This is a genomic window from Dyella japonica DSM 16301 (assembly GCF_001010355.1).
In the GTDB taxonomy this organism is placed as follows: Bacteria; Pseudomonadota; Gammaproteobacteria; order Xanthomonadales; family Rhodanobacteraceae; genus Dyella; species Dyella japonica.
This window is the reverse complement of the sequence record NZ_JPLA01000006.1, coordinates 1-16,095: the sequence shown is the minus strand read 5'-3', so window position 1 is coordinate 16,095 and position 16,095 is coordinate 1. Positions and strand designations below refer to the sequence as shown.

The following is a 16,095-nucleotide window of genomic DNA, read 5'->3' as shown; positions in this document are numbered from 1 at the left end:
CTAACGCGATGTCGAGCAAGGTAGAGCTGGCAGCCGAAGAGCTGCGCTCCGCTCTGGAAGGCGTCAACAAGGCGAACGAGGCCTGGGATCACGCCAACCAGGTGCTACGCGAGACCGCCAGCGCCCTGTCGAGGGCCCAGTCTGCGTTCGATAGCGCGCGCATCAAGCTGCTCGAGGCAGCCGGCGATACCCACGCGCACGACTTCCTCGAACCCTGACATTTCCGTACATGGCCCGTAAGGACGCACCCCCGCCGGCAAAGAACAAGGCGGTGGCGAAGACGGCTGCTCGGAAGGCAGCGAAGAAGGCCCCGCAACAGCACGCCGTGCCTCGCGCCGATCTTTTCGTGCTCGAGTACCTGAAGGACATGAACGGCCGCCAGGCGGCGATTCGCGCGGGATATAGCCCGATCTCTGCACGGCAGACGGCGTCCGACTTGTTGGCCACGCCGGAGATCCAGCAGAAGGTCGCCGAAGCTATGGCGGCACGATCGGAGGCGACCGGCATCGAGGGCCAGATGGTGCTGGATCGCTTCTGGGCGATCGCGACCGCGGATCCGCGCGACCTGATCGAGCTGCACCGCGTGTGCTGCCGGTACTGCTACGGCAAGGGGCACCGCTACCAGCGCACGCCCAAAGAGATGAATCAGGCCGAGCGCGAGCACAAGGCGCTCGTGGCCGCCGCGGAGAAAGACGCCAAGATCGGTGAGTTCGATCCTGAGGGCGGCATTGGCTTTAACCCGTACCGTGATCCGCATCCGGATTGCCCGGAATGCTTCGGCGAGGGTGAAGAGCGCGTCGTGGCAAAGGACACGCGGGATCTCTCGCCGGCGGCGCGCCTGCTATACGCCGGCGTCAAGACCACGCAACACGGGCTTGAGATCAAGACGCACGACCAGGTCGCCGCCTTGCGCGACGTGGGCAAACACCTGGGCTTGTTCAAAGAGAAGGTCGAGCTCACCGGCAAGGATGGCGGACCGCTGAAGCACACCATGACCGACCTGCTGTCAGAGATCGACGGCGCCGGTACCGGACTGCCGCGCCATGCTCGAGCCGAATGACGAGGCGAGTAGGGCCCGGCTCAAAGAGCTGCTGAGCGATCGCGACTGGCGCCTCACGCACCTGTATTACATCGTGGACAAGAACGGCGACGTCGTTCTGTTCCAGCCCAATGCGGTGCAGTGGTTGTTCCTCGAGGGCTTCCACAACCGCAACATGGTGTTGAAGTCGCGCCAGCACGGCATCACCACCCTGGCGGCGATCCTGGCGCTGGACACGGCGCTGTTCCGCAGCAACACGACGTGCGGCCTGGTCATGCACAAGCAGGCCGACGCCGAGAAGGTGTTCAAGGGCAAGATCCTTTTCGCCTACGACCGCCTGCCGGACTGGCTCAAGGCGGTGAGGGCGACGGTTCGCCGTGACATGTCCGGCGAGCTCGAGTTCTCCAACGGCTCGAAGATCTACGTATCGCTCAGCCATCGCTCGGGGACGCTGCAATACCTGCACGTGTCCGAGTACGGGCCCATGTGTGCCTTTTATCCGCTGCGCGCCAGCGAGGTGAAGACCGGCGCACTGAACACGTTGGCGCCCGACGCGATCGCCACGATCGAGAGCACGGCACACGGTCGCATCGGCGACTACTACCAGATGTGCCAGCGCTCGATGCAGCTGGACAAGATGCTCGAGGCCGGCACGGCCAAGCTGACGAAGCTCGATTACAAGTTCCACTTCTTCGGCTGGTGGCAGGATCCGATCAACGAGATCGACCCCGACGGCGTGCCCATGCCGTCGGAGCTGCTCGAGTATTTCGAGCGCCTCGAGAACGAGCACGGCGTGTTTCTGTCGCCCCGCAAGCGCGCTTGGTACGCCAAGAAGCGGGAAGAGCAGGGCGACAAGATGACCCAGGAGCATCCGTCAACGCCGGAGGAAGCCTTCGAACAGGCGATTGAGGGTGCGTACTACGCCAAGGAGATCGGCAAGGCGCTGAAGGAAGGCAGGGTGTGTGACCTGCCGATCGTCCCGGGCGTGCCGGTGAACACGTTCTGGGATATCGGCATGTCCGATACGACGGCCATTTGGTTCCACCAGCAGTTTGGCCCCTGGCACCACTTCATCGACTTCTACGAAAACAGCGGCGAGCAGGCCGAGCACTACGTGCGCAAGCTGCTCGAGCGCGGCTACGTCTATGGCAAGCACTACCTGCCGCACGACGGCGTGCAGACCGAATGGGCAAACACCGGCAACAAGACGCGTCTGCAGATCCTGCAGGAGCTACTGCCCGGCAAGGTCGAACTGGTTGAGCGCATCAACAACCTGCAGGACGGCATCGACATGGTGCGCCAGGCGCTGCACCGGTGCCGCTTCGATCGCGTGCGTTGCGGTGAGAACCCGCCTGGATCCGGTCGCGGCGGCCTGCCAGCGCTGCAGAGCTATCGCAAGGCGTGGAACGAGAAGCTCGACGTTTGGCACGACTACCCGCTCCACGACTGGGCGAGCAACGGCGCCGACGCGTTCCGTCAGTTCGCGCAGGGCTTCCCCATGAATGGCGTCAACGACGCCTCGACCCGAGCAAAGCGGCGCCAGCGCGACCGCAATTGGAGAACGAGTTGAACCAGACCATGACTGGCACCCTGCAGGTGGACAGCGCGGGCGACGATCACGCCGCGGTGATGGAGCGCATGGAGATTGCCGCGGCCGCTCGCCGGCACCTGGGCATGCCCGCCGTCCGTGCGATCGCCAAGCTCCGCCATATCACCGAGATGGCGCCGCGCTTCACCCAAATGGCGATCGCCGTGCGCGCGGCAATCCGCGGCATGAACGACCCCACCGTCATCGACATGGCCATGCGCAATATGGCCATCGTCAACGAGCGCAACGTGTCGCGGGTGTCGGCATGACGATCGGCGCCAGCGGGTACGTCAACTTCACCGAGCTGCTCCGCCCGGGCATCGGCAACGACGTCGCTGCCAGCGAGCGCACCACGACCCGACATAGCTTTGTCGGCCGCAAGGGCGACCTGACGGTGGAGCTGCACTACGGCGACTTTGGCACCGGTCATGGCCGCCAGGCAGCGCTCTACATCTTCCAGGGCCGCAAGGAGAAGGACGGCGTGTTTATCCCGCTGTCGGCCATGTGGATGTACGCCGAGCGCGACGCGCTGCACGTAATGGTGCCGCACCTGGCCAAGCAGCTGTGGGGCTTCGTCACGCAGCAGGAGCAGATCCGTCTACTGGACGCGATCCTCGATTACCTGGGGGACCTGCGCAAATCGCCGCCGGATCCGCAGCTGTTCGAGGACAAGAGCCTCGATCGGTTCCTCGAAGGCTGCGAGGAAGAGGGTTTGCACTTCTTCGTGGACGTGAACAACAAGCGCGTGGTGGGCTGATATGAACCCGGGCATCGTCAACGTAAGCAGCACCACAGCCAGCGACGGCTTTAACAGCCTGCTGGCCATGGCCGATCCGGTGGAGGCTGAGAAGCCCGCCAGCTACCTCGACAGCCCGGACAATCAACGCCTGCTGCGCCGCCTCGAGGACTGGTGGACGGAGTGCCGCGAGGCGCACGCCGAGAACCGCCGCGAGCAGATGATCGACGCCGACTACTACGACTCGATCCAGTGGCTGGCCAGCGATGCGCAGATCCTTGTGGACCGTGGCCAGGCGCCGCTCACGTTCCCGATCATCAAGCAGATGTGCGATTGGGTGATTGGTACCGAGCGCCGCACACGCATCGACTGGGACGTCCTTCCGCGGAAGGACTCCGATGTCGAGATGGCCACGACCAAGAAGGAAGTGATGAAGTGGGTCTCCGACATCAACGGAGCCGCTTGGGAGCGAAGCCAGCAGTTCAATGACCAGGTGAAGGTCGGCATTGGCTGGACGGAAGAGTGCTACAACAACGATCGCAAGGAAGAGCCCGTAACGGTCCGCCACCAGGATTGGAAGGGCATGTGGTGGGATCCCTTCAGCCGCAGCAACACGATGCGCGACTGCCGCTACATCAAGCGCGCGAAGTGGCTGGATCTGGACTACGGCATCTCGATGTTTCCCGATCGCGCCGACGAGCTCGCAGCGCGAGCCGTCGACACGATGGACTCGGCGATGGAGATGCTGGTGCTGGAAACCAGCCTCCCTCAGATGTTCTACAACACGCCGAACCCGTTCTTGTCGACGCGCACGACCGGCATGCCTGGCATGTTCGGCTCGGCCATGGTGGCGCGCAAGGCTCGCCGGCGGGTGCTGGTCATCGAGACCTGGTTCCGCCGCGTGGCCAACTCGCCGCTGCTGCTGGGCGATGGTCCGGACGATGTGGAAGTCGGATCGCTTCACCGTCAGCCTTTCGACGCCAAGAACGAGGCGCACCAGAAGGCGCTCGCCGACGGCGTGGTGAGCCTCGTGGACAGCATCACCGAGCAGATGTGGTGCGCCATGTGGACGCCGGGCGCTCTGCTGCGCGTCTACAAGTCGCCGTACAAGCACAACCGGTTCCCGTTCACGCCGGCCTGGGGCTATCGCCGTCACCGCGATGGCATGCCCTATGGCCTGATTCGGCCGAGCCGCGACGCTCAGGACGAGTACAACAAGCGCCGCAGCAAGATCCTGTTCGACCTGAGCACCAGCCAGGTGATCTACACGTCCGACGCCATGGACGAGGCCGACGAGGAAAACAACCTCGAGGAAGCGAAGCGGCCCGACGGCGAGATCCGCCTGGCCAGCGGCAAGATGGATCAGTTCAAGATCGATCGCGGTACCGATCGAGTGAATGGCCAGATCCAGATGCTGGCGGAAGCCAAGCAGAACATCTACGAGACGAGCGGTGTCACCAGGGAGAACACCGGCACCAGCTCTGGTGATCAGAGCGGCCGGGCGATCCTGGCCAAGCAGCAGCAGGGCAGCGTCACGACGGCCGAGCTGTTCGACAACTACCGCCAGGCCATCCAAGAGAGTGGCCTGAAGACGCTCAGCAACTGCGAGGCGTTCCTATCCCTGCCAAAGGTGGTGCGCATCGTCGGCGCCGACGGCGCGATGGCCTGGCTGGCCATCAACCAGCCGGAGTTTGATCCGGCCACTGGCCAGGTGCTCTGGAACAACGACATCACCGCGAGCGAAGCCGACTTCATCGTTGACGAGACGGACTATCGCGAAACCGTTCGCATGGCCATGTCCGAGATGCTGTTCGAGATGGTGGGCCGTATGCCACCGGACGTCGCCATGGCGCTGCTGGACATCGCGGTGGAGATGACAGACCTGCCCAATAAGCGTGCGATCGCTCAGCGCATCCGACAAGTGACAGGCCAGACCGCGCCGGGCCAGGAGAACAGTCCGGAGGCGCAGGCCCAGGCGGAGGCCAAGCAGCAGCAGGAAGCCCAGCAGGAGCAGGAACGCCAGCAGCAGGTGGACGCCAACATTCGCCTGACGAACGCGAAGACGGTGGCCACGCAGGCCAAGGCGAACCTCGACAACGCAAACGCGGCGCACACGGATGTGCGCGGAAAGACCGACGCCCTCCACGCCGCCAGCATGGTGGCGCAGGCGCCAGGACTCGCACCAGCAGCAGACAAGCTTTGGAACCCGGCGGAGGCATTCCCTGCTCAGCCGAATCAATTCAGCGCGGCTATGTGACCGCACGAGGAAACCATGGAAAACAATGAAGGCTTGAACAACGGCAACGATCCGCTGGATCTCGAGGCGAAGCTGGCCGCACAGGTGGATACCATCGGGACTAACCCGACCGAGGATCCCGGCGTCGACGGTCCGGCCGACGCAGGTTCCGCCGCCGGTGGTGACGGTGATGCGGCTGCTGCCGGTGGCGCTGCCGCTGCCGCTCCCGCTGCTGGCGCTGGTGACGCCGCTGCCGCCGCTGCTGGCGACGACACTGCAGCGGCTGCAGCCGCTGCATCCGCTGCATCCGCGTCAGCGGCAGCCACGGCTGCCGCACCCGCACCTGCCGCTGCGGCGCCGCCGCCGCTCGTGGCGCCGACGCCCCCTCGCGACTTCGATGCCGCGCACACAGAAGCACAGCGCCGCTACGACGACGGCGAGATCGATGGCGACGAATACCAGAAGGAGATTCGCGCGATCGCGCGCGAAGAGGGCGCCTTTTCGGCCGAGCTGGCGATCTACAAGGACAAGGTGCGCACCGCGGATGAATTGGCGGGCCGTGAGTGGAACGGCATCGCGGTCGCCTGGGAGAAGACGCACGCTACGTTCCTGGCCAATCCGATCCGCGCCCGCGAGATGCAGGCGACGCTCGACGCGCTGGTGAAGGCGAACCCGTCGGCGCCGGCAGCTGCCATCTTCAAGCAGGCCGAGACGATTGTGTTCGACGCCTTCAACTACAAGCCGGACCCGGCCACCGTGGTCGATCCCGCGGCTGCGATCGCCGATGCGACGGCGAAGCGCACGCCGGCGGGAGTGCCGCCGACGCTGGCCAGCGCCGCACAGGCTGCACCGATCGAAGCGGCCTCGCACAATGCGGCATATGCGTCCCTGGACACCAAGGACATCAGTTCGCTCGAGGACGCGATCGCGCGCATGACGCCCGATCAGCTCAATGCGTACCTAGCCGACGCGCCGGGTGCGAAGTCCGTCGGCGTCGCGAGCTAAACACCATGGCATTGCATCTCGAACTTTCAGCCGGCGACACGTTGGTGGTTGGCGGCACGCGGATCAAGCTCGAGCACAAGAGCGGCAAGCGTGCTCGATTGGTGATCGTTGGTGAGTCACCGATCGAGTGCATCAAGGCAGGCGCTCCCGTCCCGCAGAGTGCGGGTCGCGCAATGCAAACGGTTGACCAAAAACCGCGCTAAGCTGCGCACCGTCAACCTTCGACATGGCCCGGGCCGCCCGTGGCCTGAGCCAACCGCCCATGAGAGCGGGGCATCAATTTTCTGGCGCATGAGTGCCTTCCTTCACGACAGAGGAAAACACCCATGTCTCAGACCATTGTTGGCTTGAACAACCCGATCGCGGTCAAGCGCTATTCGGCCACGCTCTTCAGCGATATGGCGAAGGAGTCCTACTGGGGCGCCCGCTTCATGTCGAAGGCGCAGGACGCTCCCACGCCGATCCAGGTGCTCACCGAGCTCGAGAACGACGCCGGCGACACCATCAACTACGACCTGTTCGCTCAGCTCAAGCAGAAGCCGGTCTACGGCGACGACACGCTGCGCGGCAAGGAAGAGAAGCTTCAGAACTTCAGCGACAAGGTCAGCATTGACCAGGTCCGCTGCGGCGTGAACGCCGGCGGCCGCATGACGCGCAAGCGCACGCTGCACGACATGCGCGCGATCGCTCGCCAGAAGATGGCCGAGTGGTGGGCTCGCTGGCTGGACGAAGTCACCTTCATGTACCTCTCGGGTGCCCGCGGCATCAACGAGGACTTCATCGAAGATCTGGACTACCAGGGCTTCGCAGGCAACGGCCTGACCGCTCCCGATAGCGATCACTTGCTCTTCGGCGGCTCGGCCGACAGCTTCGATTCGATCAGCAATAGCGACATCATGTCGCTGGATCTGATCGATCGCGCTGTGACGCGCTCGCAGACCATGGGCGGTGGTTCCGACGGCAAGATCAAGATCCGCCCGATCCGCATCAACGGTGAAAACCGTTTCGTGCTCACCATGCACAGCTTCCAGGAGCATGACCTGCGCACGAAGAACCAGGGCACCGTCACCTGGATGGACATCCAGAAGGCGGCCGCGGCTGCGCAGGGCCAGGGCAACCCGATCTTTACCGGTTCGATGGGCATGTACCGCGGCGCTGTGCTGCACAGCCACCAGTCCGCTATTCGCTTCGGCAATGCCGGTGCCGATGGCCAGCAGCCCGCCGCACGCGCGCTGTTCCTGGGTGCGCAGAGCGCCGTGATGGCCTTCGGTTCGCCGGGTTCGGGTCTGCGTTACGACTGGCACGAAGAGACCGAGGACCGCGGCAACCAGGTGGTGATCACCTCGAGCACGATCCTGGGTATGAAGAAGACCCAGTACAAGCAAAAGCAGTTCTCGAGCCTGGCGCTCGACACGTACGCGAAAGACCCGAACTGACGCCACGTTCGCGGTAGTGAGAGGCCGGGCGCCTTCGGGCGCCCGGCAGATTCGATCCCCTTAGGTCTGAAGAGGACATATCCATGACCACGTACATCAACGCCAAGCTCGTGGCGTCCATCACCGCGTTCGCTGTCGGTGCGCTCTATGTCGATCGCCAGGTGACCGACCTTGCCGACCGCGGCGTCATCCCTGCGGGTGTGCTCAACGGCGACAAGATCCAGATCGGCGTGGTGCCGGCGGGCCATGTGCTCGTGCCGCAGCACTGCACCATCCAGATCCCGAAGCTCGATACCAACGCCGTGGCCACCGGCAAGTTCAAGATCGGCACTGACGCCAAGGCCGATGCCCTCGTGGCCGAAAAGACCGCCGGCGCCGCCATTGTGCTTCGCGGTTCGGACTGCGATGTCACTGCAACCATTGGTGATCCGTCCGAGGACACGCCGATCTACCTGGGCGTGACGGGGCCCCTGGCGACTCAGGCCCAGACGGGCAAGATCATCGCCGACCTGGTCATCCGCGCCTGGCAGTCGGAAGTGGACACCGTTGTCGGCGCCGCCTAAGCACCTTCGCCGGGGCGGCAACGCCCCGGCACACTCCCATAGCTACCGGACACCACGATGAAAATTGCATCGCGCATCCACAACCGTGACGGCTCGGCTCGGACCGTGACGATCCATGGCCGTCCCTACATCTTTGCCAAGACCGAAGATCTCCACGGCAACCTGCACTTTGTCGCCGACGTGCGGAACGAGCAGCATGCGAAGGTGCTGTTGCAGAAGCCGCACTTCTACGAGTTCGGTGACGAGCTCGAGCCGCAATCGACCCTGCTGCGCGCCAGTCTCGGCTCGACGTCGCGCGACGGAAGCACAGACCTGCAGACCACGAGCACCGGCACCCAGGCTACCGAGGCCGGCAGCGGGGCCCATGGTTCGGCCACCGTAACCGCGACGCCGATCGCGCCGACGGTGACGTTCGCCGGCGAAGTCACTGCGGCCGCGCAGGAACTGCTTGGCGGGAACGTCAGCATGATTGCCGCAGCTCTGGGCCGCATCACCGACCTCGACGTGGTGCGCTGCGCGCTCGCTCTCGAGAACGCCGGCCAGGCTCGCAAGTCCGCGATCGCAATCCTGACGCAGACCCTCGAGCTCGCCGCGCAGGCCAAGGGTTAAGCCGTGAACCTGGGCTTGCTGCGCCAGTCGCTTCGCGAAGAGATCCTCGACGATGCTGTCGAGCCGTTCCTTTGGAGCGACGACACGCTCAATCGCTACCTGAACAATGCGGTGCGCGAGGCTTGTATCCGCGCCCGCATGCTCCGCGACGATGCCTCGAGCGCGACAAGCGTTTGTCGCGTTGCCGTGGATCCGGCGACCAGCGGGCGGGTGGCCATTGACCCGTCCATCATCGCTATACGGTCCGGCAGTCTGTCCGATGGCCTGCACCCGCTATGGGCGGTGTCCAGCAATGACATGGACCGCCTTGAGCCGGGCTGGGACGCAGGGCGCATGGAGCAGGGCACGCCGCGCTACATCGTTATGGATCTGGCTCAGAAGGTTGTGCAGCTTTGGCCGCGGCCTTCGGCAGCGCTCACCCTGCAGCTTCGCGTTTGGCGCATGCCGCTCGCTACGGAACTTATGGTCGAAGACGACGACGAGCCCGTGGTGCACCTGCCCGATGCGGAAGAGCTTCGCCACTGGGCGGCACACGAGGCGTTTCTCAAGCGCGACGAGGACACGATCAACGAAGACGCGTCCAGCAAGCACCTGGCGCTCTTTGAACAGCGCTTCGGCTCACGGCCGAGCTTTCACGAGATGGCTCGCTGGGCGGACAGTCCGCCACGCGTGCGCCGTACCACCATGTTCTAACACCACGTCAGCGTTGGCGTGACCCTCGTTTAATCGGCGCAAGAGTGCCGCCCAATCCGGAGCGACACCATGGCAAATACCCTGTACGACAAGGGCCGCCAGCGATTCCTCGAAGGCCAACTCAACTGGCTCACGGACACCTACAAGGTGCTGCTGGTGGACACCGGTGCTTACACCGCCAACTTCACCACCCACGAGTTTCTCTCGGACATCCCGACCAGCGCGCGCATCGGCACGTCGAGCGGTGTGGCCCTGACCAGCAAGACATCGACGGGCGGCGCCGCGGACGCTGCAGACATCACCTTCAGCGCGGTGTCTGGCGCCAGCATCGAGGCGCTGGTGATTTTCAAGGACACCGGTACCGAAGGCACCAGCCCCTTAGTCGCCTACATCGACACGGCGACCGGCCTGCCGATCACGCCGAACGGCGGCGACATCATCGTCACGTGGGACAACGGTCCCAACAAGATCTTCAAGCTCTGAGGAGCGACCATGTCCGAGACGGAGAAGCCCGCCACGCAGACGGTGGCGGCAAGCGGCCTCGATGCACACGGCGCGATGGGCGGGGAGCCGCTGGGGCTCAACCTTGAGTTGCTGGCCAAGTATCCGCCGTTTCAGATGTACATCGAATCGATCGAGCCGAACGAGCAGGGCATCGACGGTGTGAAGTACGCCATGGAGCGAGCCCGCGCCGCGCACAACCTCGCCGGCGAGGCCTTCATTGAGGGCTACCTGGTGTGGTGGACATCCAAGGGGTACTGGCGTGGCGAGGATCCGATGGGCGGGCGTGCGTCGTGACGACTGCCAGCTATACGTCGACGTTTGCGCACGCGGCCGACGCTGATTTCAGGCAGTGGGGTAGCGACTTCTCCGCGATGCTGGATCAGATCGGGTTTCCGAAGACGGCTGATTCGGGCCAGATCAACTGGGCGACCGTGTCGCGACCGACGATAGCCGCCGCGGCGGGATACGAAGTTCGTCACTTCAACGACTCGCTCGCGGCGACGGCGCCGATCGTCGTGAAGATCGAGTTCGGATCCTCAGGTGCCGTCGCAAACAACCCAGGCGTCTGGATGACGATCGGTAGAGGGAGTGATGGCGCCGGAAACATCACTGGCGTGATGTTTGGTCGCACGCAAATGGTCGCGGCGGGCACAACCATTCTGAGCACGACAACCGCCTACCCGACCTATGGCTGTGCGGTGGAAGGCTGCGTTTGGTGGTTGTTGAAAGGCGGCGGCGTCAACATGGGGCCCTCGAAGGGGTTCTTCGGTGTGTCGATCATGCGATCGGCCGACGACAGCGGTGCGCCGACAGCAGAGGGTGTTGTCGTCGCCTACAGCGCGACGGCCAGCTACGCCATGTTCGTTGCGTCTTATGGCTATGCGACGTCTTATGTGCAGGGCAATGGCCAAATCCAGATTCCAGGCGGCTACTACACGTGCATTCCGTTCAACATGACGAGCACGCTGGCGGGATCGCCTGCGCAGTACCAGGCCTTTAGGTTTAACGCGCCATTTCCGATGGTGCGGGTAATTCCGTACTGCATGGTGTTGTGCAACGGCGATGCGACCGCTGCCGGCGTGTCCTTCCAGGCGACTCCCTCGGGAGTTACTCCACGCACGTACCTTTGCATTGGCCAATTCTTCAGTGGCTATGACCGTCCAAGCTTCATCTGGGAGTGACGTATGGCGGTGCCGGTCTATCGAGTGGTCGCGCAGACCGATGGTGGTGGCGCGCCGCTGCCGCCGTCCAATTTCGGGTTCATGTCGGCGTTCAAAACCAGCCTGCTCGTAGCGCCGAGTGCCCGCGCATTGCCGCCTGGCGGGATCGGATACATCGCTGGCGACGCGCCCGATGGACTTGTGACATTCAACGGCGCCCCTGCGGTCCGTGTGCTCGATCTGTTTGATCGCGCCTCGAACGCACTGGTGGCCAGCACCGTGTCAGGTGTCGACGGTTCGTACCTGTTCACAGGCCTCGCGATGGACAGGGTCTACGACGTCCGCGCTCGTGGCCTTGATACGCACGAAAACGACGTCATTGCCTCGCAGATACGGCCCGTCGTAACTGCAATGCGCATCTCTGGCACATTTGGGCCGGCGGCATTCGCCACTACCTATCTGTCAGCGGTCACAATCAATGGCGGAAGCGGTGTCTATACCAATCCAAGGGTAACGGCGGGAAGCCTTCCTCCTGGGATCAGCCTCAGTGTGGCAGGGCCGTTCTTGTCCGCGAGCGGCAGCCCGACGGAGCAGGGCAGCAGCACACTCACCGTTGCTGTTGATTCCTCCGACGGCCAGACGGTCTTCACGACTCAGACCATTGTGGTTGGCGCTGACACCTTTGCCGCCAACGTAACCAGCTTGCTGCACTTCGATGGCGCCGACGCCAGCACGGTGTTCACCGACCAGGTGGGCCGGGTTTGGGCGTCGTCGGGCGCAGCCAAGATCTCGACGGCAAAGAGCGTTTTCGGCGGCGCCAGCGGATTTTTCGATGGCGCCTCGTACATCAGCACACCGTCGGTCGCAGCGCTCAACCTGGTCGGGGTCGATTTCGCCATTGAGTGCAGGATCTACCCTACGGCGTTCAGCAGCACTACCAACACGATCATCGACAAAGATGGTGTCAGTGGTGCCACCTATCCGTCGTACGCACTGGGTATCAACCCCAACGGCACGCTGCGCTTCATCATCGGCTCGGGCAACAGTACCGCCGGCTTCCAGGCGTTCAATTCCACCTTGGCGGTGGCCCTTGGGGGCTGGTACCACGTGGCGGTCAGTCGTGAAGGGAATGCGCTCAGGCTGTTTGTAAACGGCGCGCTGGATAGCGCCACGACGATCACGGCAAACATGATCGACGGCGGCAAGCCGGTGCTGATCGGCTACGAGACCGGCCAGCCCGCCGCGTCGTACTTCAACGGCTACATGGACGAATTGCGGGTGACGAAGGGCGCCGCACGTTACACGTCGTCGTTCATTCCGCCCACTATCGCCTACTAACGCTGACCATGGCGAACTACACCCTCCCGCCAGGCAACAAGGTCGGCTTCTCGTTTAGCACGGGCAGCTACGTTGCGCCTGCAGGCAACAAAGTCGCGCTGCGCTTCGGCGGGCTGCCCGGCACGTTGTTTGCGGTGGGTGCTGACACCAGCGTTTTCGGCACTGCGAGGCTACAGAACAGCACCGCGCAGCTCTTTCCGGTCGGTTTCGACAGCGGTGTCGTAAACGGCAACCTGCTGGTGACCAAGTCGGTGATGCCGAGCGGCATTGCCGCTGGCGCGTTCGGCACCACCAGGCTCTACAACCTGACGCAGGTTATTACCGGCATTGGGCGTGACACGCTGGTTGGCTTCGGTACGGCCTGGGTGAGCTGGGGCACGCGCCGTCTTGGTACGGTGGGGCTGGGTGATCAATCGAAGTTTGGCACGGCGACGCTCGCCGGCGGCGTGCGCTGGCTCGATGTGGCGGGCCGCGGGATTGCTGCCACGGGGTATGGTTCGGCAACGGTTTGGTTCACGGTGCGCGAGCTGTTCCCCAGCTGGTTCATCGCCACGCTATACGGCAAGCCGCAGGTTGATTTCAATCACAGCGTGCTTCCACCTGGTTTCGGCGGTGAGCAGGTTGGCCAGGCCGAGCTCTATCGCCCGCGGTTCATCGCTGATCTAGCCGGGCTTGGCATTGCCGGTACGGGATGGGGTGCCAGTCGTGTGGATCTGCACACGCAGTACGCAGCACCCTCCGGCTGGCTCGGCGGCGGTGCAACGGGGCCCGAGCAGTTCGGCAGCACCACGACCTACAACCTGCTGCAGATCGTCCAACAGCAGTTCGAGGTAACGCCAAGCGACGGCGGCGTGTTCGGGGATTTCAACTACGTCGACAACCGCAACAAGACCACTCGCCCGGATCCGATCCAGCCCGGTAAGGTCGGCACGCTCACGATCTACAACAACGCGCGCATTGTTTCGACGCCGGCATACATCGATTTCAGCCTGTGGGGCGACACGCTGGTGGCCTACGCCATCCGCGAGGTGCGGCCGGCTGGATCCGACATGGTCGCGTGGGGCAGCCCGCTGGGGCTGATCGTGTACAACGGCGCGCGCGTGCTCGCGCCGAACGGCATTGGCGCAGGTAGCGCTGGTACGCCAGCGCGAGTGTGGAGCAATCAGCAGACGCTAAAGCTTCAGGGCTTCGACATGTCGTTGTCCGGGCGCGGAATGGTTTCGTTTGCCATTCGCACGGTGGGGCCATACAGCCTCCCGGATCCGCCGCCCTTTGGCGATGCGCGGCCGCAGCTTTGGCAGCGCTACCTTTTGCCGCCAGCGATCGCGACCGCCGGCCTGGGCAACGCCACGCTTGAGATTCACCACACGATCGTTATGCCGTCGTCGGCGCTCCCGCCCAGTAATGCCTTCGGCGTCGGCAGAGTGTCGAACAAGACGCCGCAGCTCTACGCCTTCGGGTGGACTGCGACCCAATGGGGCAGCGCGGCAGCCCACAACCAGTTCGAGCGCTACGCGGTTGAGGGCTGGGACTCGTCGGTGTTCGGTCAGCAGGTGGTGAAGGATCGCCGGCAGGGGATCATTCCTGGTGGGATCCTGGCGTTCGTGCTGCTGAATAAGCACCAGGTGCGAAACGTTCTCCCGGATCCGCCAGCACCACAGAACGTGTCTCCCGGCGGATGGCTCAGCGACTTCGAAGGCAAGCCGTTGGTATACACCAATGTGCTGCAGCCCAGTGGCCCTGACACCGCCTCGTATGGCACGGCGCAGCTGGTGTCCAACGGGATCGTGCCTCGAGGCATCACGCCGCCCTACACCGACAATGGCACGCAGTTCGGCGTGCCTGGCTTCAATGGGACGCCCGTCATCATCCCCGCTGGCATCGTCGCCGGCGACGGTGCGCCGACCCTTCCAGACGTGGGACCGCGTTATGTGTGGGCGCCGCGTGGCTATCCATACTCGAGCGGGTTTTGGGGAGAGCAGGGTGAGCAGATGGACCGCCGCATTTACGGCGATTCGCACCCCGAGCGGCCGGTGTTCGGCGTGGCCACGATTGACTTTCGCAATCGCACGATCGCGATCTCTGGTGCGGGCTTCACTGGTGTGGGCCAACCCAGCATCGGCCTCAATCCCCAGTTCATCCGGATGCAGGGCACATCGCTGCAGCGCTTCGGTTTTCCGGTGCTCAACGGCGGCGGTGGGCTGGGCGGGTACGGCTTCGACATGTCGAGCTTCGGTAACGCCATCCTTATCATTCCTGACTACGGCCCCAAGACCGTCAAACCGCCGGGCATCGGCGCCGGCGCCTTCGGTTTGGTGGATGTCGAAAACTTCAACCGCACACTGCTGGCAAGGGGCTGGGACAGCTTCACCATCAGTCCTCCCGCTGCACCGAGTTGGCCGCGCACATCGCATTGGATCAGCAACGCCTACGCCCCGTTCCCGGCGCAAGGCTCGGACCACGCAAGCTATGGCACGCCGTGGGTCAGCCTGTATCGGCGCACGCTGTTCCCGAGCGGCTGGGACTCCATGGTGTTGGACGCGGCCCCCGGCTATTTCAAAGATCGCATGCGCGTGACAAAGCGGCGCGCGGTCGCTGCGGTGGGCATCGGCCCGGGAGGGATTGGCGGTGCGTGGATCTCGAACTTCGCACAGCGGGTCGCGCCGGCCGGCTTCTGGTTGCGTGTGTTCGGTCTGGTGAATGTGCGCAGGCAGAACCGCATCAACGCCATTGGCTTCGATGCGCTCACGCTGGGCGACGTGCAGCGATGGGAGGCAGGTGTGGTCAAGGCATACGGTGATGATGTCGCCGCGCTTGGTCGCGCCGTGATTCATCGCTCTCTTCGCCCGGATCCCGTCGTCGGCGCCGTTGGCTCACCGCGGGTCGCCCAGGCCGTTGGGCCTACTGGCATTGGCGCTGCGGTGATCGCCGATCCGGTCGCGGTGGCGCGCTGGTGCGGCAATAAGGCAATGGCCGTTCAAGGCTTTGACGCAGGAACAATCGGCAGAGAGGTAGTCGTACATGAAACCTGATCTCAACCTCGGACCCTGGCCACTCGGCGTGGACAACATCTCGGATCCGACGTCGTTGAAGGCTGACGATCGCGGTCGCTTCATCGCGTTGTGCGACGCGGTGAACGTGGATATTGATCGCACGGGCTCCGTCGATCGCCGGCAGGGCGCCACTCT

General features: G+C 64.1%; 17 protein-coding genes. All 17 read left to right on the top strand.

Going from position 1 to position 16,095, the window contains the following annotated elements; all coding sequences use genetic code 11:
• Positions 1 to 8: 8 nt before the first annotated feature.
• Complete coding sequence (locus Y882_RS02575) at positions 9 to 218, top strand: hypothetical protein (RefSeq protein WP_046970320.1); 210 nt, start codon at positions 9 to 11, stop codon at positions 216 to 218.
• Between the two features lie 11 nt (positions 219 to 229).
• Positions 230 to 1,060 (top strand): terminase small subunit, encoded by an 831-nt coding sequence (locus Y882_RS02570; protein ID WP_046970319.1) that lies wholly within the window; start codon positions 230 to 232, stop codon positions 1,058 to 1,060.
• Positions 1,044 to 2,609 carry a terminase large subunit gene (locus Y882_RS02565; protein WP_046970318.1) on the top strand — a complete coding sequence of 522 codons (1,566 nt, stop codon included), beginning with the start codon at positions 1,044 to 1,046 and terminating at the stop codon, positions 2,607 to 2,609. Before Y882_RS02570 ends, Y882_RS02565 begins: the two co-directional genes overlap by 17 nt.
• Positions 2,610 to 2,617: 8 nt before the next feature.
• Positions 2,618 to 2,896 carry a hypothetical protein gene (locus Y882_RS02560; protein ID WP_156171306.1) on the top strand — a complete coding sequence of 93 codons (279 nt, stop codon included), beginning with the start codon at positions 2,618 to 2,620 and terminating at the stop codon, positions 2,894 to 2,896.
• Positions 2,893 to 3,384, top strand: a complete 492-nt coding sequence (locus tag Y882_RS02555; protein ID WP_046970316.1) for a hypothetical protein — start codon at positions 2,893 to 2,895, stop codon at positions 3,382 to 3,384. Before Y882_RS02560 ends, Y882_RS02555 begins: the two co-directional genes overlap by 4 nt.
• 1 nt (position 3,385) lies before the next feature.
• Positions 3,386 to 5,620, top strand: a complete 2,235-nt coding sequence (locus tag Y882_RS02550) for a portal protein (protein ID WP_046970315.1) — start codon at positions 3,386 to 3,388, stop codon at positions 5,618 to 5,620.
• A 15-nt stretch (positions 5,621 to 5,635) separates the two neighbouring features.
• Complete coding sequence (locus tag Y882_RS02545; protein WP_046970314.1) at positions 5,636 to 6,604, top strand: hypothetical protein; 969 nt, start codon at positions 5,636 to 5,638, stop codon at positions 6,602 to 6,604.
• A 5-nt stretch (positions 6,605 to 6,609) separates the two neighbouring features.
• Positions 6,610 to 6,807, top strand: coding sequence for a hypothetical protein (locus tag Y882_RS19905; RefSeq protein ID WP_046970313.1), 198 nt, complete (start codon positions 6,610 to 6,612; stop codon positions 6,805 to 6,807).
• A gap of 123 nt (positions 6,808 to 6,930) precedes the next feature.
• Positions 6,931 to 8,040: a N4-gp56 family major capsid protein gene (locus tag Y882_RS02535; RefSeq protein WP_046970312.1), complete on the top strand. Its 1,110-nt coding sequence runs from the start codon at positions 6,931 to 6,933 to the stop codon at positions 8,038 to 8,040.
• A gap of 83 nt (positions 8,041 to 8,123) precedes the next feature.
• Positions 8,124 to 8,603, top strand: coding sequence for a hypothetical protein (locus Y882_RS02530; RefSeq protein WP_046970311.1), 480 nt, complete (start codon positions 8,124 to 8,126; stop codon positions 8,601 to 8,603).
• Positions 8,604 to 8,660: 57 nt separating this feature from the next.
• The gene (locus Y882_RS02525; protein WP_046970310.1) at positions 8,661 to 9,212 is read left to right on the top strand and encodes a hypothetical protein; all 552 of its coding nucleotides are present in this window, start codon (positions 8,661 to 8,663) and stop codon (positions 9,210 to 9,212) included.
• A gap of 3 nt (positions 9,213 to 9,215) precedes the next feature.
• Positions 9,216 to 9,905 (top strand): phage adaptor protein, encoded by a 690-nt coding sequence (locus tag Y882_RS02520; RefSeq protein ID WP_046970309.1) that lies wholly within the window; start codon positions 9,216 to 9,218, stop codon positions 9,903 to 9,905.
• A 69-nt stretch (positions 9,906 to 9,974) separates the two neighbouring features.
• Positions 9,975 to 10,388, top strand: coding sequence for a hypothetical protein (locus tag Y882_RS02515; RefSeq protein WP_046970308.1), 414 nt, complete (start codon positions 9,975 to 9,977; stop codon positions 10,386 to 10,388).
• A 9-nt stretch (positions 10,389 to 10,397) separates the two neighbouring features.
• Positions 10,398 to 10,703, top strand: coding sequence for a hypothetical protein (locus Y882_RS02510; protein ID WP_046970307.1), 306 nt, complete (start codon positions 10,398 to 10,400; stop codon positions 10,701 to 10,703).
• Complete coding sequence (locus Y882_RS02505; protein ID WP_046970306.1) at positions 10,700 to 11,590, top strand: hypothetical protein; 891 nt, start codon at positions 10,700 to 10,702, stop codon at positions 11,588 to 11,590. The genes Y882_RS02510 and Y882_RS02505 overlap by 4 nt, the downstream gene beginning before the upstream one ends.
• 3 nt (positions 11,591 to 11,593) lie before the next feature.
• Positions 11,594 to 12,907 carry a LamG domain-containing protein gene (locus Y882_RS02500; protein WP_046970305.1) on the top strand — a complete coding sequence of 438 codons (1,314 nt, stop codon included), beginning with the start codon at positions 11,594 to 11,596 and terminating at the stop codon, positions 12,905 to 12,907.
• An 8-nt stretch (positions 12,908 to 12,915) separates the two neighbouring features.
• A complete protein-coding gene (locus Y882_RS02495; RefSeq protein WP_046970304.1) occupies positions 12,916 to 15,939 on the top strand; it encodes a hypothetical protein in 3,024 nt (1,007 codons plus the stop codon).
• Positions 15,940 to 16,095: the final 156 nt, after the last annotated feature.